Annotated in this window: 19 protein-coding genes and 1 riboswitch; of the genes, 12 read left to right on the top strand and 7 right to left on the bottom strand. The window is 40.8% G+C overall.

What is annotated here, in order from left to right; all coding sequences use genetic code 11:
• Positions 1 to 8: 8 nt before the first annotated feature.
• Together AC1XUO_RS05580 and AC1XUO_RS05585 are read left to right on the top strand one after the other, a co-directional pair.
• Positions 9 to 869 carry a glycerophosphodiester phosphodiesterase gene (locus AC1XUO_RS05580; protein ID WP_483328781.1) on the top strand — a complete coding sequence of 287 codons (861 nt, stop codon included), beginning with the start codon at positions 9 to 11 and terminating at the stop codon, positions 867 to 869.
• Between the two features lie 30 nt (positions 870 to 899).
• Entirely contained in the window at positions 900 to 2,441 is a 1,542-nt protein-coding gene (locus AC1XUO_RS05585; RefSeq protein ID WP_483328782.1) for an alkaline phosphatase family protein, read from the top strand.
• 78 nt (positions 2,442 to 2,519) lie between these two features.
• On the opposite strand, the gene AC1XUO_RS05590 is transcribed toward AC1XUO_RS05585, so the two are convergent.
• Positions 2,520 to 3,386, bottom strand: a complete 867-nt coding sequence (locus AC1XUO_RS05590) for a sugar phosphate isomerase/epimerase family protein (protein ID WP_483328783.1) — start codon at positions 3,384 to 3,386, stop codon at positions 2,520 to 2,522.
• A gap of 659 nt (positions 3,387 to 4,045) precedes the next feature.
• Here AC1XUO_RS05590 and AC1XUO_RS05595 point away from each other — a divergent pair.
• The 3 genes from AC1XUO_RS05595 to AC1XUO_RS05605 are packed head-to-tail and all read left to right on the top strand — an operon-like array spanning position 4,046 to position 6,387.
• The gene (locus AC1XUO_RS05595; RefSeq protein WP_483328784.1) at positions 4,046 to 4,843 is read left to right on the top strand and encodes a glycosyltransferase family 2 protein; all 798 of its coding nucleotides are present in this window, start codon (positions 4,046 to 4,048) and stop codon (positions 4,841 to 4,843) included.
• A complete protein-coding gene (locus AC1XUO_RS05600; protein WP_483328785.1) occupies positions 4,827 to 5,687 on the top strand; it encodes a glycosyltransferase family 2 protein in 861 nt (286 codons plus the stop codon). Before AC1XUO_RS05595 ends, AC1XUO_RS05600 begins: the two co-directional genes overlap by 17 nt.
• Positions 5,680 to 6,387 carry a glycosyltransferase gene (locus AC1XUO_RS05605; protein ID WP_483328786.1) on the top strand — a complete coding sequence of 236 codons (708 nt, stop codon included), beginning with the start codon at positions 5,680 to 5,682 and terminating at the stop codon, positions 6,385 to 6,387. Before AC1XUO_RS05600 ends, AC1XUO_RS05605 begins: the two co-directional genes overlap by 8 nt.
• 2 nt (positions 6,388 to 6,389) lie before the next feature.
• Here AC1XUO_RS05605 and AC1XUO_RS05610 read toward each other — a convergent pair whose 3' ends face one another.
• From AC1XUO_RS05610 to AC1XUO_RS05620, 3 genes are all read right to left on the bottom strand, one after another.
• Positions 6,390 to 7,259: a glycosyltransferase family 2 protein gene (locus AC1XUO_RS05610; protein ID WP_483328787.1), complete on the bottom strand. Its 870-nt coding sequence runs from the start codon at positions 7,257 to 7,259 to the stop codon at positions 6,390 to 6,392.
• A gap of 65 nt (positions 7,260 to 7,324) precedes the next feature.
• A complete protein-coding gene (locus AC1XUO_RS05615; protein ID WP_483328788.1) occupies positions 7,325 to 7,729 on the bottom strand; it encodes a sugar 3,4-ketoisomerase in 405 nt (134 codons plus the stop codon).
• A 17-nt stretch (positions 7,730 to 7,746) separates the two neighbouring features.
• Positions 7,747 to 8,733 (bottom strand): glycosyl transferase, encoded by a 987-nt coding sequence (locus AC1XUO_RS05620; RefSeq protein WP_483328789.1) that lies wholly within the window; start codon positions 8,731 to 8,733, stop codon positions 7,747 to 7,749.
• 181 nt (positions 8,734 to 8,914) lie between these two features.
• Between AC1XUO_RS05620 and AC1XUO_RS05625 the strand changes: the two genes are divergently transcribed.
• The 5 genes from AC1XUO_RS05625 (at position 8,915) to AC1XUO_RS05645 (ending at position 16,238) form a co-directional block, all read left to right on the top strand.
• A complete protein-coding gene (locus AC1XUO_RS05625) occupies positions 8,915 to 9,703 on the top strand; it encodes a methyltransferase, TIGR04325 family (protein ID WP_483328790.1) in 789 nt (262 codons plus the stop codon).
• 205 nt (positions 9,704 to 9,908) lie between these two features.
• Positions 9,909 to 10,042, top strand: a riboswitch (cobalamin riboswitch).
• A gap of 180 nt (positions 10,043 to 10,222) precedes the next feature.
• A complete protein-coding gene (locus AC1XUO_RS05630) occupies positions 10,223 to 12,586 on the top strand; it encodes a TonB-dependent receptor domain-containing protein (protein ID WP_483328791.1) in 2,364 nt (787 codons plus the stop codon).
• Between the two features lie 36 nt (positions 12,587 to 12,622).
• Positions 12,623 to 13,330 (top strand): ABC transporter ATP-binding protein, encoded by a 708-nt coding sequence (locus tag AC1XUO_RS05635; protein WP_483328792.1) that lies wholly within the window; start codon positions 12,623 to 12,625, stop codon positions 13,328 to 13,330.
• Positions 13,331 to 14,728, top strand: a complete 1,398-nt coding sequence (locus tag AC1XUO_RS05640) for an ABC transporter permease subunit (protein ID WP_483328793.1) — start codon at positions 13,331 to 13,333, stop codon at positions 14,726 to 14,728.
• Between the two features lie 46 nt (positions 14,729 to 14,774).
• Positions 14,775 to 16,238: a DUF3526 domain-containing protein gene (locus tag AC1XUO_RS05645; RefSeq protein WP_483328794.1), complete on the top strand. Its 1,464-nt coding sequence runs from the start codon at positions 14,775 to 14,777 to the stop codon at positions 16,236 to 16,238.
• A 52-nt stretch (positions 16,239 to 16,290) separates the two neighbouring features.
• Here the strand turns inward: AC1XUO_RS05645 and AC1XUO_RS05650 are convergent, their stop codons facing one another.
• Positions 16,291 to 16,713, bottom strand: coding sequence for a response regulator (locus tag AC1XUO_RS05650; protein ID WP_483328795.1), 423 nt, complete (start codon positions 16,711 to 16,713; stop codon positions 16,291 to 16,293).
• Positions 16,714 to 16,914: 201 nt separating this feature from the next.
• On the opposite strand from AC1XUO_RS05650, the gene AC1XUO_RS05655 reads away from it, so the two are divergent.
• Together AC1XUO_RS05655 and AC1XUO_RS05660 are read left to right on the top strand one after the other, a co-directional pair.
• Positions 16,915 to 18,615 carry a GH39 family glycosyl hydrolase gene (locus AC1XUO_RS05655; protein WP_483328796.1) on the top strand — a complete coding sequence of 567 codons (1,701 nt, stop codon included), beginning with the start codon at positions 16,915 to 16,917 and terminating at the stop codon, positions 18,613 to 18,615.
• Between the two features lie 120 nt (positions 18,616 to 18,735).
• Positions 18,736 to 19,461, top strand: coding sequence for a beta propeller repeat protein (locus AC1XUO_RS05660; RefSeq protein ID WP_483328797.1), 726 nt, complete (start codon positions 18,736 to 18,738; stop codon positions 19,459 to 19,461).
• Between the two features lie 106 nt (positions 19,462 to 19,567).
• On the opposite strand, the gene AC1XUO_RS05665 is transcribed toward AC1XUO_RS05660, so the two are convergent.
• A complete protein-coding gene (locus AC1XUO_RS05665; RefSeq protein WP_483328798.1) occupies positions 19,568 to 20,077 on the bottom strand; it encodes a DUF892 family protein in 510 nt (169 codons plus the stop codon).
• Positions 20,078 to 20,088: 11 nt separating this feature from the next.
• A complete protein-coding gene (locus AC1XUO_RS05670; RefSeq protein WP_483328799.1) occupies positions 20,089 to 20,448 on the bottom strand; it encodes a response regulator in 360 nt (119 codons plus the stop codon).
• Between the last annotated feature and the right edge of the window lie 230 nt (positions 20,449 to 20,678).

Genomic DNA, 20,678 nt, shown 5'->3' on the forward strand with positions numbered 1-20,678 from the left:
TTTTAAAGATGATTTATAAAATAATTAATAAATGGGTTTTCTGTCTTTGGATTTTGTCAATGGTGTTCACAACACAGGCCATCGCACAGAAACTGAAAATAAAAATGCCCCAACGCGGACTTTGCGCGCATCGGGGAAGTATGGATACGCATCCTGAGAATACGATCCCGGCAATAGTGGAAGCAGCAAGACTTGGAGCACAAATGATCGAGTTTGATATTCAGTTGACCAAGGATAGTATGATGGTGATTATGCATGACGAAACGGTTGAGCGAACGACCAATGGTAAGGGAAATGTCTCAGATTTAACGTATAATTACATTCGTTCTCTTGATGCGGGTATCAGAAAGGCAGAGAAATTCAAAGGAACTTTGGTGCCAACTTTTGAAGAAGTACTGGCAGTGTTGCCTGAAAATGTCTGGTTGAATTGTCATTTAAAAGGAGACGAAGCGGTGGGTCGCGCTGCTGCTGATTTAATTAGAAAATCAGGGCGGCTGCATCAGGCTTTTCTTACCTGTTCTGAAAAGGCGGCTATTGGTGCAAAAAGACAGGTTCCGAAAATATTAATTTGTAATGGAGAAAATAGTTACCGCCGGAATACGCCAAAATATGTGGCAGAGACAATCGGAATGAAAGCGGAATTTATTCAGCTTTTGCGACCGGAATCTGGTGAGGACCGTAAACTATTGATCGCAGCGTTGAAGGCAAATAATGTAAAAATTAATTATTTTTATGCTGAAACGGCTCAGGAGCTAACCACACTTTTTGATCAGGGAGTTGATTTCGTACTTGTCAATAATCTGGGCGAACTTCTTCCAGAAACTGAAAAACTCGGAATCGAAACGTGGAAACCAGTTTACCAAAAATAGATGTTTTAAAAATCAATAGATAAATTGAGAATGAAGAAATATTTTTTTAAACCGCTGGTAGCAACCTGCGCGACCCTGATTGCAGGTATCCTGTGTCTGCCTGTACAGGGCCAGACAACAGCCAAGTCATCCCGCAATAAGACGCTCATATTCTTTTTTGACGGCCTACGGCCAGATTATATTACTGCGGAGCTGATGCCAAACTTATTTGCTTTCAAGCAAAAATCATCGGTTGGTACACAGCACCACAGTGTTTTTCCAACGGTGACAAGGGTAAACTCTGCATCGTATGCCACCGGTTCCTATCCTGGTACACACGGATTGTTAGGCAATGCTGTGTACTTTCCCAATGTGAACAAATCGAAAGCAATCGGCACGACCTATGACGATCTGATTAAAGTTCAACAGACGGAATCCAATGAATTGCTTACCGCCGTTTCCCTTGGAGAGCTTCTTCAAAAGGCGGGAGAGAAAATGATGGTTTTTAGTTCAGGTACTACCGGACAGGCGTTTTTGCAAAATCACAAAGTAGGAAACGGGGCCATTATTAACCCCGAGCTGATACTGCCGGAATCTTTAAAATCTGAGGTTCTTGCAGCCATTGGTGATGTCCCTCAAAAAGGATCGCATGTTTATGCCAAACACAAATGGGTGACTGATGCGTTGATAAATTATGGCTTGACTAATGACGGTCCGCTAGTAAGTGCAGCCTGGCTTTCTGATCCGGACGGTTCTGCTCATCGTTATGGCATCGGCTCCGAGCAGGCCATAGCGGCGTTGGCGTTTGTTGATCAGCAGTTTGGTCGCGCGCTGGATTCCCTGCAGAGTCGAGGCCTGCGCAATAAATTTAATATCATCGTTTCGACAGATCATGGATTTGTTACGCACAAAGGAAAGCAGAATCTGAGTGAGTTTTTAATTGCGCAAGGCCTGAAAAAGGACAAAGACTCAGACGATGTTGTTGTTGCCGAAGGAGCTGTTTACGTTAAAGATCACAATGCAGAAATGGTCAAAAAAATAGTTTCTGAGCTTCATAAGCAGGATTGGGTGGGGGCAGTGTTTACTAAACCAAAGAAAAAGGGTAGTATGCAAGGCTGGGTGGACGGAACACTTTCTTTCGAAGTGATCCATTATAATCATCCCAAGCGATCCGGCGATATTCTTATTGCCCCGAACTGGAATGATGAGGTTAACGACAAAGGTTATAAAGGCACCGATCTAACAACGGGCGTGGCCGGGCACGGCGGATCAAGTCCTTATGAGGTAAACATCACGCTTATGGTATCTGGTCCTGATTTTAAAAGTGGTTACCAGGGTTTACTGCCAACGTCGAATATTGACATTACTCCGACCGTTTTAGGGATTTATGACATCGCAGTGCCTTTAACCATGGACGGCAGGGTCATGACAGAAATGTTACAAAAAACGAAAAATACTACTGGTAGAGCCAGGCAGGAAATAATCCGGACAGAAGTAAAGTATCCCTGGGGTATCTACAAATTGTCCGCAGAAATGTCTGTCCTGAATAAATATCGGTACCTTAATTTCAGCAGGACTGAACGTTCGAAATAACATTATAAAAATTTTGGAGCTTTCCCACCGTTTTTACGGTAGAAAGCTCCAAACTGATTTCATATTAAAACGGAAATATCATTTCAAACCCAGGGTATTTTTGTAAAATTTAACTGTTTGGATTACGGATGGTAAATTGCTTGGTTTTTCCTGCCGATCTCTCTCAATGATGATATGGCCGTTAAAATTCTGGCTTTCCAGTTCCTTAAAAACGGCTGAAAAATCGATCACGCCTGTTCCGACAACAACGTCAACCAGTTTTGGATCGTTGTAGGCGGCAATATCTTTCAAATGAATTGCGATAATATTTCCTTTCAGTTTTTTTAATGCATCAACCGGATTTACTCCACTTTTTGGCATGTGACCAAGATCCGCGCAGACGCCGAAATTCGGATGGTTTTTCAAGGCTGCCAAAACAGAATCGGGGTGCCAGTAGGCACTTGTTCCTTTCCAGTGATTGTGAATAGCCACTTTGATACCATATTTGCCCGCAAGGCTGTCAATACTGTCCCACAAATAAACAGGAGGTTCTGCGGTGACATATTTGACGTTGAAATTTTTGGCAACCTCAAATTCTTTTTTCCAGTCATTCACCGTTTTTCCTCCGACCAGGTATATCGACTCCATTTTGAGGCCCTTCTTTTCCACAAGCGCTTTCAGTTTTTTCACACCGGAAGGAGACAAGTTCATTATCGCAGTGTCTTTCAGTTCGGAACCGGCTTTGCCAAATGTAAAACCTTCCACATATTTTAATCCAGCACTATCAGCTTTGTCAAGTTGTCCTTCAAAAGAAGAAGGATTAAAAGTATACAATGCCACGCCCAGTTTCCACGAACGCGGATTACTCAAATTAAGCGAGAGCATCGTTCCTCCGAGAAAAAGGACTACAGATAAAAATATTCCAATGGAATTTGGGCAGGCAGATTTTTTTAATACTGGTCGCATATTTTTTTTAATATTAATTTCTACACCTACACGAAGTATTGTGTCATCTTATTCTACTTTCTTTAAATTTTGGCTTAAAACCTGGCATAGATCTGATAACGATACAATACGTCATTTCATTCGCTGAGTTAATATAGAAAGCACCGTTCAAGACATCGCTTTGGAATTAATGACCAGAAAGTATCAAGACTATGTAACTCTTTGTTTTAAATTTTTTTAAAAATTAGTAAATAATTAGATTGAAATAAGAAAATAATTAGAGAATGATTCTCGTTAATTCGAGTACTTTTTCGATATTTACGTTCTCTCTATACTTTAAAAATATTATCCCTAACAATCATAATTATGTTCTCCGCAAACACTTTAATTTCTGGTTATAGTTCAGGATCTGTTCCTATCACCTTGCGAACGTATATTCACATATGTAACCGGTTGTTTCTGGTTAATTCCATTCACTAACTTCATTTCTGTACATTTCTGAACGCGCAGCGGTCGCTTTAAATCCAACATAAATTGTTTGGTCATAGCGTTGTTGTATTCTTACCTGGGCCATCTTTGACTTCCTAATCCACTGGGAACAAAGCAAGGTTACCTGTTAGGTCCGCAGATTCTGCTTTGCGCTCATGCATAAATTTATCGGAAAATAGTCTGAGGTATTGATGAAATTAATTTCACCAACAACCCTCGTTATAGCGACCTATAACTGGGCAGAGGCATTGTATTGCTGTCTTTTAAGTGTGGCCCGGCAAACAATTTTGCCGGCAGAAGTGATTATTGCGGATGATGGATCTGATTATAGAACCAGGGAAATAGTACAGCGGTTTCAGGATAGTTTTCCCGTCCCTATTATTCACGTCTGGCATGAGGATCTGGGGTTCAGAAAGACCATTATTCTCAACAAAGCGGTTTTGCGTAGTAAAGGAGAATATTTGATTCAGATTGATGGAGATGTAATACTGCATCCAAACTTTATTCAGGATCATCTCGCGGCAGCTGAACCAGACTGTTTTGTCCGTGGTAGCCGGGCAAGACTAACTGCTGCAAAAAGCACTGAGATATTGAATTCTTTCGATGCAGATTTACGATTTTATTCTCCGGGCGTCTATCATCGGCTTAATGCAGTCCGACTACCTTATTTCAGGTCTCTCGGTGAGCGGAAGGAAATGAAAAGCCGAAGTGTCCGGGGTAGTAATCTGGCTTTCTGGAAGTCAGATTTTATAAAAGTCAATGGCTACAATAACGCGTTGAATGGCTGGGGGCATGAGGACGAGGAGCTGGCTGCGCGATTTATAAATAATAACATCGTCAAAAAAATAGTGAAGCTCAGTGCGGTTCAATTTCATCTGCACCACCAGGAATTATCCAGGTTAAATGAATCACATCACAGCCAAATCTTACAGGAGACATTAACTACGAAATCTAAATTCTGCCCTAACGGATATGAAAACCTCCACTAAAACTTCCCTTATTATTTCGACTTACAACTGGCCGGAAGCACTAAGGCTATGCCTTCTAAGTGTTAAAGGTCAATCAGTTTTACCCGATGAGGTTATCATTGCCGATGATGGGTCAACCTGTCAGACCGCTCAGGTGATTGACTCGTTGCGACTGGACTTTCCGGTCAGGCTGGTACACATCTGGCAAAAAGATGAAGGTTTTCAGCTTTCCAAAATTCGTAACAAAGCGATTGCAGCGAGCTCCAATGATTATATTATTCAGATCGATGGTGATCTGATTTTGCATAAACACTTCGTAAAAGATCATTTGGAACTCAGTAAGCGCGGAACATTCGTGACAGGAAGCAGAGTACTTATGAGCCGACAGCTTTCTGAAAAAATATTGCGTCTTCAAAAAAATACTATCTCGATTTTCGAACCAGGGTTAGGTAATTTGTGCAACCGATTTAATGTTAGCTGGTTAAGTCGCTATTTGGCAGATCGTTACAAGCCAACTGATGTTTTTGCCTTGCGCGGTTGTAATATGGCCTTTTGGAAAGAAGATCTTGTACGCGTCAACGGTTACAACGAATGTTTTCATGGATGGGGCAGGGAAGACAACGAAATTGCCGTGCGGTTGATCAATTCCGGTCTTCGGAAAAGAGCGATAAAGTTTGGTGGGATTGTTTTTCACCTACATCATCAGGAGGCGGACAGGAGTGGTTGTCCTGAAAATGACCAATATCTTCGTAATGCTTTGCAGAGTAGATCAGTTTATTGCGACCGGGGAATTAATCAGTACTTTGCCGTTATGGACCAAGTTCAGGTTTATGGAAATGAATTGAGCCTTGTGTCAAATGGCTAATAATCAGCTGATATCTATCGTAATTGTAACCCGCAATGCCGCAAAATACTTGCAGCGTTGCCTGGACAGTATCTTTCTTCAAAAATATCCTTGCATAGAAATTGTTCTCATGGATGGAGCCAGCACGGATGAAACGATTTCTATAATCGAGAAGAATGCTGACAGCATTGCTTTTTGGAAAAGTGAAAAGGATAACGGGATTTACGATGCGATGAACAAAGCTCTGGACATTGTCAAAGGTAACTGGGTCTACTTTCTGGGGGCTGACGATATTTTAACACCAGATTTTTCGCTTTTTGCGGAAGAATTGACGGATCCAGGTTGTATTTACTACGGAAGTGTTCAAAAATCTGGCAAGAAATATTTAGGCAAACTTTCACCTTATCAGCAGGCCAAGACCGGTATTAACCACCAGGCAATAATTTATCCGGCAAAATTATTCTCTGTTAACAGATACGATACAACTTATCCGATTTCCGCAGATCATGTATTAAATATGCAGTTTAACAAAAATGAAATTTTCAAGTTCGAATTTAAAGACTTTGTTGTTGCAATTTTCAATGACACCGGCGTCTCCTCTGTTCAAAAAGATCGGATTTTTGAACAGAGAAAAGGACGGTTGATCCTGAAATATTTTGGGTTGAAAATATTTCTGAGATTTCAGTTTAAGATGCTGAAAGCAATGGTGTTCGGTGCCTGACATTACTTTTTACTGAAATCAATACCTTTTTGCCTGTCAAAAATAATTTTGGGAGGAAGATCCAGTACGTTTGCCTGTAAACGTTCACGCCATTTTCTTTTCGGGATTAGTTTTGCCAAACCAAGCAAGAGTCTGCAATACCAGTGTTGAAGTGATTTGCTGTCTTTCTTATTTTCTTGCCGTAACAGCTCTTTCTGTTGAGTCAGGTATTGGTCCCTTTGATTAAAACTTTTCTGATTTTCATTTCTCAGTCGAAAGCCAGCCAGCATAAAAGATGTCGTGTATAGCTTTTCGAAACGAAAAAAACGGAGCCATAACTCAAAATCTGCGGCAAGTGAATAATTCTGATCGATATAAGCACCTGCTTTTTCCCATAACGCGCGCCGCCAGAACACCGATTCCTGCTGTATAAAATGTCCGTCAAATAGCCGTAAACGGCTTGAAGACCAGCACTGCGAATACGGCTGATGATCATAAATAAAAGGATGCCCGCCTTCATCAAAATAAGTGTTGCTGCCCATGATCCATTGCACGTGCTTAAATTTTGAAAATATTTCCGCCGCTTTGAAAAGACTTTTTTTGTGGTACATATCATCCGCATTGATCCAGGCCATAATTTCTCCGGAAGATTTTTCGAAGCCTTTTTGTATTCCATGATATAAACCTTCATCCTTTTCACTGATCCAGTAAGCCAGCTGTTTCTCATATTTTTTAATGATGTTCAGAGACTCATCCGTGCTGCCGCCATCGATTATGATATATTCCAGATTCGGATATTCCTGTTTGAGCACTGAAAGAATGGTTTCTTCCAGATATTTCCCCTGATTGAAGGAAGGCGTTACGATCGTAATTTTTGGTAAATTGGAATTCATATTCAAAAAAGAGGCGCGCAAATTCAGCCAAAATTGTATGTCAGGTCAGCTTCTACCATATTTTTCTAAATCGTAAGCCTGGGTTCACGAGTCAATAAAGGATCGCCCACATACGACTCGTAGATGTAATCGTCAGCATCAAAAAATTCCGAAGCGAGCACCATTAAAATCGCATCGTCTGTAAATTCATACATTTGATGCCAATCCGTTGGTTGTAAAATCAGACACTGATCCGCCGAATTCAGAATGAACTCCTGCTTTTCCAAGCCGGTATGGTTGTAAATTTTACAGCTCCCCCTCAAACAAATCGCTGCCTGCACCGTTTTTTTATGCCGATGTCCGCCACGTACTGAATCATCAACGCCGTATATGTAAAAAATGCGCTTGATCTCAAACGGAATAACGCGCTCGATCACCGTCAGGTTTCCGCGTGTATCTGTGAAGGTTTTCAAGTTAAGTATCTGAGCCACCGAATGTAAAGTTTGGGTTATAATTTGCTTCGTTTAAAGTAGTTTTTATAAGAACCGGTCAGCAGGAATCTGGTTCGTCGCGTCAGACTGATTTTTATCCATTTTAAAGGCAATGGATTTTCGTGAAGAACCGCACGATTATCTATCTGTTTTATCTGCTGCTCTGCCGCTTCAAGTGCTCTTGCATACGGCACATACGCTGAGTTAATTACTCCTTCCTTTAAAAAATACTGCTCTGCGGTAAGCCTGAAACTATAATTCTCGCAGTATCTGAAATCGTGAAAATGATAAAAAACAAGAGGAACCTTTGGTGATTGTGCGTTTGAAATCCAAGTCCTGCCAGCAACGCTTTCATAGTCATAATCCTTTGAATTCCAGGGAGCGACACCTCCTCCGATATGCTGCAAAACGTGAACACCTTCGAAGCGTGTAGTCCAGTCATCCAGATACTTTTGATCACCAAATTTTCCGTCTTCGAACCGGTTGAAACACCAATCCAGACAGGCTTGTCTCCACCAGTCGAGTACTTTTAGGCCAGCTTCGGTATTTTTAAAAGTGACGAACTGGACACAGTAAATGCCACTTAATTCAGACTGATCATATTCCTGACTATACCGGTGGCTCGTAATCAGAACAGCATTATCTCCCATCTCATCGGTTAAAACTTTTGGATCAGAGAAAAACAATAAATCTGCGTCAAGATAAGTACAATGGTCTAGCTCATACTTGTGGATACAGTGCCAGACCGTAGACGACGTACATGTCCAGCAATATTCACCCTGTGTGCGACCTTCTTTTACAGAAAGCAATTCCTGCGTTTCAAATTCTTCCAAAGAAATGACGATAACATTGGAAAGATTCAGGCGCGTTAATATTTCACGGCTTTGCTCGTCGAAAGCAAATATATATAGTTGAAAATCAGAGGTTTGTTTTAATAACGAATAATACATCGCCAGACCTCGTGAAAGATATAACGAATTGAAAAGTGTGCAAAAATTCTGCATGTAATCAAAAAATAGAGACGCGGGTTATAACGTAAACACAAATATTACTGAATAATATTTATGGAGTTATTTAAATTTTACCAAATCAAAAATTTAATTTTAGACGGGTATTTTTGTAACCGCATGAGTATATTACTACATAAATAAAATCCTAACTTGCGCTGCACTTTAATTTGGTGATATGTCATTGTTCAAGCTGAAAAAGAAGGAAAAAAATAGATATGGCTGGTTCGGAAATTATAAGAGCTGGGAAGAGCTTGTCGCGCGTTCGGGCGGGTATGAGTCTGATAATATTCTGGAAATTACAAAAGATTCACTGCTGAAAATTAAGAATGGTCAGGCGGTATATGAGCGTGACTCCGTGCTGTTTGACAAGAAACTCTATCCGTACTCCATTATTTCAACATTGCTGTTCGCTGCTATCGAATGTGGAGGGGAGTTAAATATTATTGATTTCGGAGGTTCGCTGGGAAGTACCTATTATCAGGTAAGAGATATTATTCCTCCTTCGGTGCAAATTCACTGGAGTGTTGTTGAGCAAAAGGAATACGTAAAGTGCGGGCAAGAGCTGTTTCAGGACGACGTATTGAAATTTCACTTTGATATCGCTGAAAGTATGGCTGACACAAAGGCTGATATTTTATTGCTTTCCAGTGTTGTTCAATATCTGGAAAAACCGCATGATTTCCTTAATGAAATTAAAACTTACGATTTTAAATACATTCTTTTCGATCGGACATCTTTCATCAAAAACGACCAGCCGGACCGGTTGACACTTCAAATCGTTCCGCCCGATATTTATAAGGCTGAGTATCCGGCCTGGTTTTTCAACGAAAAAAAATTGCTTGAACATTTTACGGATTACGAAGTAAAGGTTGAATTTGAGTCCTATGTTCCCGGCGAGCAGGATATTGAAATCGATGGTGTAAAAGCCGGATATGATAAAGGATTTTTTCTGGTCAAAAAGTAAATTCCCCATTAGAAGTTCTGGAAAATTCATTTGTAAAAAACTTAAAAAGACTAAAAACCAGGAAATGTATTCTTCTTTTAATCCTATTTAAGTGATTGGTACGGAATTTTCTAAGCGGTTACTCGTTCAAGAAAACTCTCCAACATTCGTTATCGCATTTAAGTTAATTATTTCGAATAAATAGCCTATTTTTGTCCGGTAAGAAGTTTCTTGTGTCGTTGTTGTTCATTAAGATTTTGCTAATAAGGGGAACCGTGTGTGATTCACGGACTGTCGCGCAACTGTAAGTAACATTTAAAATGTTATAAGTCAGATACCTTTTTATGATGATACTTCCGCGCAGGAGTTAGTCAGGTTTTGGTATTTCTTCATTCAAATATGTACTGAACGTACATTTTGGTTTATTGATTATTTGTTTCCTGCCTTATTTTCTCTCCTGTGTTCGCGTTTTTGGCAATGTATTATGACAAATCTGAACATACTCAATATCAAAGTTGTAAATAATTTATTTGTGTATAAATGAAAATTAAACTTTTCCTTTTTTTACTTGCTGTTTTATCTTTCTCTGAGGTGTATGGTCAATTTGTTATTAAGGGAAAAGTCAGGGATACGACGAGCGGCCAGCCTTTACCGGGAGTCAGCGTAAGTATCAATGAATCTACCGGAAGCATAACTGATTCCAACGGACTTTTTGAGATACAATCGGATCAGAAAATAGATGCACTGAAAGTAAGTCATCTAGGTTATGCAACACAGGTTTTATACATTTCAGACTCTGGTCCGTTCGTTGAAATTTCCCTGTCGGAATCTGCCGGACAGGATCTGGATGAAGTGAAAATTTCTTCCAAATATTATAAAGAGTATAATCTCAATACAGTTTCCAGCGCGCTCAGATTACAGAGTCCGCTGATCAACCTTTCTCAAAATATTCAGGAAATCGGCAGTGAAGTGTTGTATGACCAGGCGGTTTTCAATATGACCGACGGCGTGACACGGAATGTGAGCGGGGTGATCCGACAGGAAGTTTCAAACAATCTGGGGCCGTATATGTTTATGCGCGGCGGGATGGTTTCCACGCTTCGGAACGGCATCGACCTGACACCAATTTATAGAGGCCCGGTTCCTGAAGATGCCGCGATTATTGACCGCGTTGAGTTTATCAAAGGCCCATCCGGATTTATGAATAACATCGGCGATCCTGCCGGAACTTTTAATGTCATGACCAAACAACCAACCGGTGGGCGACATTATTCAATCAACGCGATGCTTGGCAGTTGGGATTTTTTCAGAGCTTCTGCTGATCTGGACGGTTTGCTGGATAAAAAAGGGAAGCTCCAATACCGGCTGAATGTGATGGCCATGCGCGCTAATTCTTTCGTGAACACAGATTTTAATAAACGCTTGCTCGTCGCACCGGTGATCAAATATGTGATCAGTGATAAAACAACGGTATCGGTTGAATACATGTTACAAAAATTCAGCTATGCGCTAATGAGCCCGATCGTGATGGCGCCGAACAGTTTTGGGAGTTTGCCCAACGATTTCACGATTAATGAAAAAAGCCTGGATCCTTTTAAGGTATCTGACCATACCGGTTTTTTGACTTTTACACACAGTTTCAATAAAAATTGGAGTGCAACGGCGCGTGGATCTTTTATGCGGAATCAGTTGGAGGGAATTTACATGTGGGTGACCGGCGTTAACATTGCTAATCCCAATATCCTGCTGCGAAATCCCAAATATGACCTGAACCGCGCTACTGTTTTTTCCCAGCAGGTGTTTGTGAACGGAAGGGTAAAAACGGGCAGCATGGATCACCAGATATTAGCTGGTATCGATGTAAATCAGAAAAAATTTATCGCAGATAGTTACGTTTCCTACGATACCCAAACCAATGATGCAGGAATTTCAACGCTTACTTATTATCCGATCGACATTTCAAATCCCGAGCTTGGTGCACAAATTCCTGACTACCACACGCCCGGAGGAATACATAACGGGAATACCAATCAGGAAATCAGCTACTATTCTATTTACGCCATTGACGAACTTGCTTTTTTTAGCAACAAACTGAGACTGACGTTGGGTGGTAGATTTACCGCTGTTAAAACAAATAACAACGTGTCAAAAGTCGTAACAAAGTCAGAGGATCAGAGCGTTACACCTCGACTCGGTTTGAGTTATAGCCTGACGCCTAATCTATCGTTTTATTTACTTTACGACAGAACGATTGTTCCGCAGACGGGTGCGACGGTCAGTGGCGATGTTATCAAGCCGATGACCGGTGTAAATCATGAGATCGGGATAAAAAAGAACTGGTTTGACAGCCGGTGGAATACGACGCTGGCTTTATACAAAATTAAAAGAGCTAACATTGTTTCTACTGATCCTGATAACATTTTGTATCGTATTCAAGTGGGAGAAACAAGTTCAAAAGGAATTGATCTTGACATCAAAGGAGAAATTGTCAACGGGCTGAATATTGTAGTGAATTATGCTTACAATGACTCGAAAGTGGAACATGATGTGAATACTGCGCTCATTGGTATGCGTACGCCCATGTATGTAAAACATGTCCAGAATACCTGGATCAATTATGAGCTGCCTTCTGATTTCCTCGATGGAATCTCTGTGTCGTTGGGTTATCAGTATCAGGCAGGCCGTGGCGAGCGATATGTAACGGCTGCTCCCAAAGAAATTCCGGATTTTTTCCGACTGGACGGAGGTATGGGTTACCAGATTAAAAAGTTTAAAGTCAATCTGATCGTAAATAATTTACTTAATAAACACCTTATTGCAACGCCCTGGTACCGGAGCGGACTTTATTACTGGGTTCCGCAGGCATCCATCAATGGCCGTTTAAGTTTTAGCTATTCGTTTTGATAGCTGATCAAAAAATATTTACAACTCCTGTTTAATATGCTTAAAGCTGAAAATTTAACCAAACAATTTGGAACATACACAGCGCTGAATAATTTGAATCTTGAAATTAAAAAAGGTGATATCTACTGTCTGCTGGGTTCAAACGGCGCGGGCAAATCAACTACTATTAACATATTTCTGGGTTTCATTCCTGCAAGCAGCGGCCGCGCACTGATCGACGGAAATGAGGTTACCGTCAACAACCACGCAACGCGCGATCTGGTTGCTTACATTCCGGAGGTGGTTAATCTTTACGGTACGCTTACAGGCATGGAAAATCTGGAATTTTTCAGTGGACTTTCCGGCTATAATTATTCCAAAACCGAACTCATCCGGTTTATGGAAACCGCCGGCTTGCAGCGTTCCGCGATTGATAAGCGCGTTTCGTCTTATTCTAAAGGCATGAGGCAAAAGGTTGGTATCGCTGTTGCGCTTGTTAAAAAAGCGAAAGCCTTGTTTTTAGACGAACCAACATCGGGTCTTGATCCGCATGCCAGCAATGAATTTTCACAGATTATTACCCATCTGAGTGAACAGGGCGTAAGTACGCTAATGGCAACGCACGATCTGTTGATGGCAAAAAATCTTGGAAACAGGATAGGCATTATGCATCAGGGATCTTTAAAACATGATTTGCTTTCGAAGGAGGTTTCCCATACGGACCTGACGCGCTTGTATATTGATATTGTTAAACAGAATGTTTAGATGATACGCTTACTTATTGAAAAGGAATTAAAAGAGCTCTTCCGCACTTCGAAGGTTATCTGGATGCTTGGCGCGATACTGTCACTGATGTTTCTGGCACTTTATAACGGTTATGCAAATTATGTCAGTCACAGTAGTTTGCTCCGGGAGTCACAGGAGGTGACCTACAAACAGTTCATTTCTCAGGGTGATAAAAACCCTCATTTAGGAGCTCATTTCGGTTTTTATGCCTACAAACCTACCGCCGATATGGCGATGGTTGATAACGGGATTGAAGATTATACCGGTAATTCGTTTTACCTGGAACCGCATAAAAGGGGCGTTGTTAAATTCAAAGAAATCAGCGATGCGACCGGACTGGGGAGTTTTGGGTTTTTAAACATTGGATATCTGGCACAGTTCATTTTACCGCTTTTCATTTTTCTGATTACGCATAATATCTTCTCTAAGGAATCGGAAAATGGCACCATCAAACTTTTATTAAGTTCAAAGGCCACCGCTTATCAGATTTTCGCCGGGAAATTTTTTGGCTGTTTACTGCTGGTGCTTTCAATGATCGCTTTTATTACACTGGCATTTATGTTTTTGCTTTGGAAAGAAAATGACCAGGGCAGTTTTGCCAGACTTTTGCCTGCCTGCGGATTTTATATTCTTGGCCTCACTTTATTTTCTATCATGATCACGGCCATCGGTACCAGCGTTTCATTGCTTACTAAAAGTTCTACCTTATCGCTGATATTGCTTTCCGGATTTTGGCTGATCGGCGTTTTCCTGCTGCCTCGGCTGGTTGGGGAAATTTCAAAAAATATATATCCTTCAATCACTTCCCTGGAATTTGAGAATAAGACTTTTGACGAAAAACAGTACGGCGTAGGAGATGAAGGGCATAAGGATATCCGACGTGAAAGGCTGTTACAAGAAACAATGGCAAAGTATAACGTCAAAAAAATCGAGGATCTACCGGTTTTTTTCATTCCAATCACAATTGAATTTTTTGAGGAATCGGACGGTTTGGTGATGGACAAGGCCTATCAGGCTGTGGATGAAAATGAAAGTTTGCAGGATCATGTTGTGCTGGCCAGCGCATGGTTGTCTCCATTTCTGGCTTTCCGCGATTTTTCGATGCGGATAACGGCCACAGATATGAGCACGCACAATGATTTTACCAGAAAGGCTGAAAATCACAGGCGAAAAATCGGAGAAATCGTGGATGATTTTTATCAGAAAAATACCGTTGCAGGAAATGATTTCTGGAAAACCGTTCCACAATTTTCTTATCAGGCTCCTGGTATCGGCTGGCGACTGGGAAATGCCACGCAGTCTATTTTAATTCTGACCGGATGGTTGCTTTTCTCAATTGTGCTGATGGTTTTCAGCAGCCGAAAAATGACTGTTTAACATCAAAGGAAATTCGCCCCGATTATCAGATTTTAAAGTTACCCTCATGAAATTGTCCGTTGTCAATATATTATTCAATCACGAGATCAAGATACTTTCCCGAAACAAGGTTCTGGTTTCGCTCTTTTCGCTGATCATTCTCATCCTGATTTCTTCCCTGTGGATCGGCAGCAGCATGTTGCGAAAACAACAGAAAACGATCGGAAAAATCACGCAGACAGAAACTGCAATGACCGACAGCTTAAAAACCAGAATAAAACGCATTGAAGCAAACCAGATGGTATACCCCGGATTTATCTGGGATGATCCGACTTTTGCCTACAATACTGCCCGAAACGAAGGACCCAAATATGCAGTCAAAAAACCGTTTGCCTTGCAGGCATTAAATGTCGGGCAAAGTGATGTGCAGCCGTTTTATTACAAAGTATATATCAATAAAAAACAATATCTGACCTATGAATCAGAGGTCGAAAACAGCTTTTTGCAATTCATCGGCAATTTTGATTTTGCCTTTGTCGTCATCTATCTGTTTCCGCTTTTGATTATCGTTTTCAGTTACAACGTCCTGTCCTCAGAGAAAGAGCAGGGGACATGGGTCTTGTTAAAAACGAGTAATCAGTCAATCGCGAGGATGATTTTATGGCGCATTGTCATTCGGTATATACTTTTTACAGTTTTCTTTTGGTTGATTGTCACACCTTTTTTAGTCAGCCAGCTTGGTGTCAGCTTTCTGGCAACGTGCAACTGGGCATGGCTAATGGCCTTCGTATCGCTATATTTTGCCTTTTGGTTTGCCGTATCATTTCTGGTCAACAGCTTTTCCATGAGCTCGAATGTCAACGCAATGGTACTTATTTTCATCTGGCTTTTTACCGGGATCATCGTACCCAATCTATTACAAGTTGGACTCAATAAAGCTTATCCCATCCCTAGCCGGATCGATATGCTGACAGAAGAGCGAAATGCGATTAATAAGTATTTCGAAAAGGACGGGCAGCAACTGACCAAAGATGTATTCAGCAGTCCCCGGGCCATGATCAGGCAGGCGTCTATCGTTACACCTGAAATGGTGTATGGCTACGGTGTTATCGTTTATAAAAGTCAGGAAATAAAAGATGCGGCTACTGCCGTTGCAGAGGCAAAACTATATACCCAAATCCAAAAACAGCAGGATATTATAAGCCGTTTGCAACTGGTGAGTCCCGCTTTGATGATGCAGGAAGAACTGTCGGCTTTGACGGGGACGCACTGGCATCAGTTTAACCAGTTTAGTTTGGATGTGGATAATTTTCGAAAAGAAACACAGCGGTTTTACTATCCAAAAATGGCGTTTGAGAATACTTACAGAACTTTCAGCCTGGGAGATGCTGACGCCATTCCACAGTTCAAAAGCAGGGATTACAGAGATTTTTCGTGGACTGATCTAAGACAGACGTTTTTTACTTATTTGGGAATCATTGCCGTTATCGCTTTTGTTGGATATCGTAGAATGTTGGATTCGACAAAGTAGGTTTGCGATAAACTTAAAAAACTCCGGTATTTCCAGTTTCCGTAGGTTAGAATTAAAAGTTATTGGGCGCGGCGCATTTTTTCCAGTAATCCATAATAACTCTCAGGGTTTCTACAAGTTCTTCGTAAGAATTCTGTTTTACAAAAAAACCTTGTGCCGATGTGCTGTATGCTTCAATGACGATTTGCTGGCTAATCGCAGTAGAGAAGAACAGGTAAGGAATACATTTTAAGCTAAGTTCAGCATCGATATGTAATTTATTCCTTAACTCAAATCCATTCAATATTGGCATATTAATATCAGACAAAATCAAAAATGGAAGATCTTTCGTGCTGTGCAGATATTCAAGCGCGTCTAAACCGCTTAGGAAGTACCTTCTTTTATTTGGGTAGCCAAGCGATTCAAACGCTTGTTCCAGAAGGAATTGATCATCTTCATCGTCTTCAATTAAAATAATATCTCCGTTCTTGTTCATATTGTTGAGCCAATTTTAAGCACTGAAAGATAAACTTTTATTCAGATAAATTCTATCGAATATGAACAATCACTTTTTATTCAGACAAATTTTTTGGCTCGACTTGCACTCTTTTTGAACAAACCATCCAAGTATATCCCGCCCAGGTTCGTCTTACAAAGGATGAATTCCCTATTCAGTTATATGCCAAAATCTCATTCCATGTATTTAAAAAAAAGGAGCATTTCGCTTATTCATGCTGTAATCTGTGCAACGTTATCTACAACCGGTTTTGCCCAGACACAACAGCAACCTGTTCATATTGAGGTAAATTTGGGTACGGTGAAGGCGCCGATGAAGCCAATCTGGGCATTTTTTGGTTATGATGAGCCGAATTATACCTATATGAAAGATGGCAAAAAGCTGTTGACCGAAATTTCGCAATTAAGCAAAGTGCCGGTTTATGTGCGTGTGCATAGTCTTCTGGTAACGGGTGACGGTGAGGCGGCGTTGAAGTGGGGTTCTACCAATGCATATACCGAGGACGCCCAAGGGAAACCGGTTTATAACTGGACAATCGTTGATAAAATATTTGATACATTTCTGGAAAGAGGAATGAAACCTATCGCCCAGATTGGGTTTATGCCACAGGCCCTTTCCAGCAAACCTGAACCATACCGCCATCATTGGAAACCGGGTGATAATTATAATGATATTTATCTTGGCTGGGCCTATCCTCCGAAAGATTATGAAAAATGGGGTGAGCTGGTATACCAATGGGTTAAGCACTCGGTTGCAAAATACGGTCAGAAAGAAGTGGAAAGCTGGTATTGGGAGTTGTGGAATGAGCCTAATATCAGTTACTGGAAAGGTACAACGGAGGAGTATATCAAACTTTACGATTACACGGCCGATGCCGTAAAACGCGCGCTGCCAACAGCAAAAATGGGTGGACCGGAGGTGACAGGGCCATCTTGGGATAAGTCGGAGGTATTTATGAAAACATTTCTGGATCATGTCACCAAGGGTAAAAATTATGTAACTGGTAAGACTGGTTCACCTATTGATTTTATAACCTATCACGCGAAAGGCGCTCCAAAAATTGTGGAAGGACATGTACAGATGAATATGGGTACACAGCTTCGTGACCTGGACAAAGGTTTTGAAATTGTTGCTTCATATCCGACTTTGAAAAAATTGCCAATCATCATTGGTGAATCTGACCCGGAAGGCTGCGCAGCCTGTTCCGAAGATGTCAGCCCGCAGAATGCTTACCGGAATGGAACCATGTATTCGAGTTATACGGCTGCTTCTTTTGCCAGAAAATACGAGTTATCTGAGGCAAGAGGAGTGAATTTGCTGGGTGCGGTTAGCTGGTCTTTCGAATTTGAGGATCAGGCCTGGTACCGCGGTTTCCGTGATCTGGCTACGAATGGTGTTGACAAACCGGTTCTGAATGTTTTCAGGATGTTTGGTATGATGGAAGGAAACCGGGTGGAAGTAAAGCAGAATCTTGCTTATGATTTTAAAAAGGTTAGGGATGAGAGTGTGCGCGGCGAAGCTGATATCAACGGCCTTGCTTCTAAAAGTGCGAATGCGGCTGCTGTGATGGTTTGGAATTATCACGACGATAACGTTGCATCTCCTGACGCACCAGTGCAAGTTTCTGTCAAAGGATTGCCTGCTCAAAAAGTAATGTTATACCATTACCGGATTGACAAGGAAAACAGCAATTCGTATGAAGCCTGGAAAAGTATGGGGTCGCCCAAGCAGCCGTCCGCGGAACAGATCCGCTTGCTTGAAAAAGCCGGACAACTGGAACTGCTTACCTCGCCTGAATGGATTACGCCAAAGGACGGCAACGCGACGGTCGAAATGCAGCTTCCACGACAGGCTGTTTCCCTTCTTCACTTTAAATGGTAAACTAGTAAGCAGGGTTTCTATAAATTAATAATTAGATAATACCGGATGAATTATACGTAGTTTAAAATTGGTTACATTTGATTTATTGGAATATGTAACTTTTACAGTAACAATTAGCACATGAAGAATTTATTACTAGTCGCCTCTTTCCTGATTTTGTTTTGGTCTTGCAAAGAAAAGAGTCAGGAACCTGCACCATCAGTAACTGAACAGGAAGACCCTGATTGGATAGAATTAAAAATTCCAACCGGTAGGGAGGCTTATGCCATAGCAGGCGATCTGGATAAAACGTTGCTGGTAACCACCTGGACAAAAGCATTTTATACAACAGATCAGGGAAAAACCTGGCAGGAATCTAAAAATTTTAACGGTCCGATACCCGGGCTTTTAGTTCGGAATGACACAACTTTTGCACTGCACTTACGGACGTGGGGGGCAAACGGTACTCTTTTGGGTGCTATGGATGCACTTTATTTCAGTCCTGATTACGGGAAATCCTGGTTGTATTATCCTCAGTATTTCAAAAAATACCTCGATGACCTTTTGCCGATTGGTACCGTAAATTCCAAATCCGGAATTACATATACCATTAAATCAAATACTACACCGATAGACGCGACAAGTGCTTTCATAAACCCTTCCGAGATCGTGCAAAAAGATTCCCGCAAGGAAAGTTTGCTTAGATTTCCTTTTAAGAAAAGCCTTACCAATTTGTATCTGGATTCAAAAAATCGCTTGTACGTTGCATCTTCGGGGAGCACCTATCAGCCGGAATCAAATACCTTCTATTGCTGTACGCCGGAAATGCCTGCAATTGTTTACGTTTCAAGAAAACCGATGCCATAACTGACAATAATATCCATCCGCAATAAACGACATTCTCCATCATGCAAGTTATCATGTTGTAGAATGAAATCCCCTGAACAGTGCAAAATGAAAAAAATAGTTCTTGTTAAACGGTGGAAATATATTTCGCATTAATCAATAGGAACAAAGTCCGGCTAGCTTTTGCGTCTTCATAGTTTTCCTTTATGAGCTGTTTTATTTGCTTGATTTTTATTTTAACGGCAAGCATTTCGAGAATTTGAAAAGAGGCCATTTCAACGCACTCGATATTATGAAGGTAAAACAGAATCGACATATCCCTCAATTCAGGATTTTCACTGTGCCGTTGAATATCCCGGAAAGAATCTTCGATCAGCCCCTTCAAGCCATTCGGATCACCATCGGAATAGGACGTTTCCAATAAATCGTAAATTTCATTCATTCTGGAAATCTGCTTTTTTACATCTTCCACCGTTTCCAGTATTCCTTCCCGGAGATCGGAAAAATAAACATTATCGTAGAGTTCAGGTAACTCCGATATCAGTAATGTTTTAGCCGCGTATATTTTATCGAGATGATGAATAAAAAAATCATCAAGGTCACTTTTTTTTAAACTAATGCTATCTTCTTTCTCCATATTCAGCTTGATTAGGAAATAAATCTATTCACCTGAGCCAAAAGGCTATTTAAATTATATGGTTTTGCGAGGTAACGATCCGCTTCACACGCTTTCGCTATTTCCGGAAGATTATATTCTCCCGAGCACAGGACCACAGGAAGATTCCGCGTTTTTATATCTTTTTTTAATTCTTTACAAATATCGGCCCCGGTTTTTGACGAGCCTTTAATTCTGACATCCATCAAAATAAGGTCCGGATGTAATAGGTAAATGTCGTTTGTACCTAATCCTGTTTCAGAAAATATAACATCATGGCCTGTGTCACGAAAAACAATTTTTAAAAGTTCCAGTATATCCCGATCGTCATCAATTACAAGTATTCTTTTCATACAATTCGGACTACCACAGAGTTAATAATATCAATCCGGAAAATTAGCTAAAATATCAAGCCAGCAGCCTTAAAATGTGAGGATAAATGATCAATAAAACGATCATTCCTGCTTTTTATGACCATTATCTGAAAAAATGTTGAAAAAACAAAAAGTCTCTGAACCGGAAAGTACTGTAACTGAGGAACTACTCATTAGTTAATCCATCCGGGTATTAAAAAATTATTTTT

Source organism: Dyadobacter sp. HNCC25DJ186 (assembly GCF_056895235.1).

Coding starts and splice junctions, on each gene's coding strand:
- AC1XUO_RS05580 (WP_483328781.1), top strand. CDS start 9: ATGATTTATAAAATAATTAATAAATGGGTTTTCTGTCTTTGGATTTTG.
- AC1XUO_RS05585 (WP_483328782.1), top strand. CDS start 900: ATGAAGAAATATTTTTTTAAACCGCTGGTAGCAACCTGCGCGACCCTG.
- AC1XUO_RS05590 (WP_483328783.1), bottom strand. CDS start 3,386: ATGCGACCAGTATTAAAAAAATCTGCCTGCCCAAATTCCATTGGAATA.
- AC1XUO_RS05595 (WP_483328784.1), top strand. CDS start 4,046: ATGAAATTAATTTCACCAACAACCCTCGTTATAGCGACCTATAACTGG.
- AC1XUO_RS05600 (WP_483328785.1), top strand. CDS start 4,827: ATGAAAACCTCCACTAAAACTTCCCTTATTATTTCGACTTACAACTGG.
- AC1XUO_RS05605 (WP_483328786.1), top strand. CDS start 5,680: ATGGCTAATAATCAGCTGATATCTATCGTAATTGTAACCCGCAATGCC.
- AC1XUO_RS05610 (WP_483328787.1), bottom strand. CDS start 7,259: ATGAATTCCAATTTACCAAAAATTACGATCGTAACGCCTTCCTTCAAT.
- AC1XUO_RS05620 (WP_483328789.1), bottom strand. CDS start 8,733: ATGCAGAATTTTTGCACACTTTTCAATTCGTTATATCTTTCACGAGGT.
- AC1XUO_RS05625 (WP_483328790.1), top strand. CDS start 8,915: ATGTCATTGTTCAAGCTGAAAAAGAAGGAAAAAAATAGATATGGCTGG.
- AC1XUO_RS05630 (WP_483328791.1), top strand. CDS start 10,223: ATGAAAATTAAACTTTTCCTTTTTTTACTTGCTGTTTTATCTTTCTCT.
- AC1XUO_RS05635 (WP_483328792.1), top strand. CDS start 12,623: ATGCTTAAAGCTGAAAATTTAACCAAACAATTTGGAACATACACAGCG.
- AC1XUO_RS05640 (WP_483328793.1), top strand. CDS start 13,331: ATGATACGCTTACTTATTGAAAAGGAATTAAAAGAGCTCTTCCGCACT.
- AC1XUO_RS05645 (WP_483328794.1), top strand. CDS start 14,775: ATGAAATTGTCCGTTGTCAATATATTATTCAATCACGAGATCAAGATA.
- AC1XUO_RS05650 (WP_483328795.1), bottom strand. CDS start 16,713: ATGAACAAGAACGGAGATATTATTTTAATTGAAGACGATGAAGATGAT.
- AC1XUO_RS05655 (WP_483328796.1), top strand. CDS start 16,915: ATGTATTTAAAAAAAAGGAGCATTTCGCTTATTCATGCTGTAATCTGT.
- AC1XUO_RS05660 (WP_483328797.1), top strand. CDS start 18,736: ATGAAGAATTTATTACTAGTCGCCTCTTTCCTGATTTTGTTTTGGTCT.
- AC1XUO_RS05665 (WP_483328798.1), bottom strand. CDS start 20,077: ATGGAGAAAGAAGATAGCATTAGTTTAAAAAAAAGTGACCTTGATGAT.
- AC1XUO_RS05670 (WP_483328799.1), bottom strand. CDS start 20,448: ATGAAAAGAATACTTGTAATTGATGACGATCGGGATATACTGGAACTT.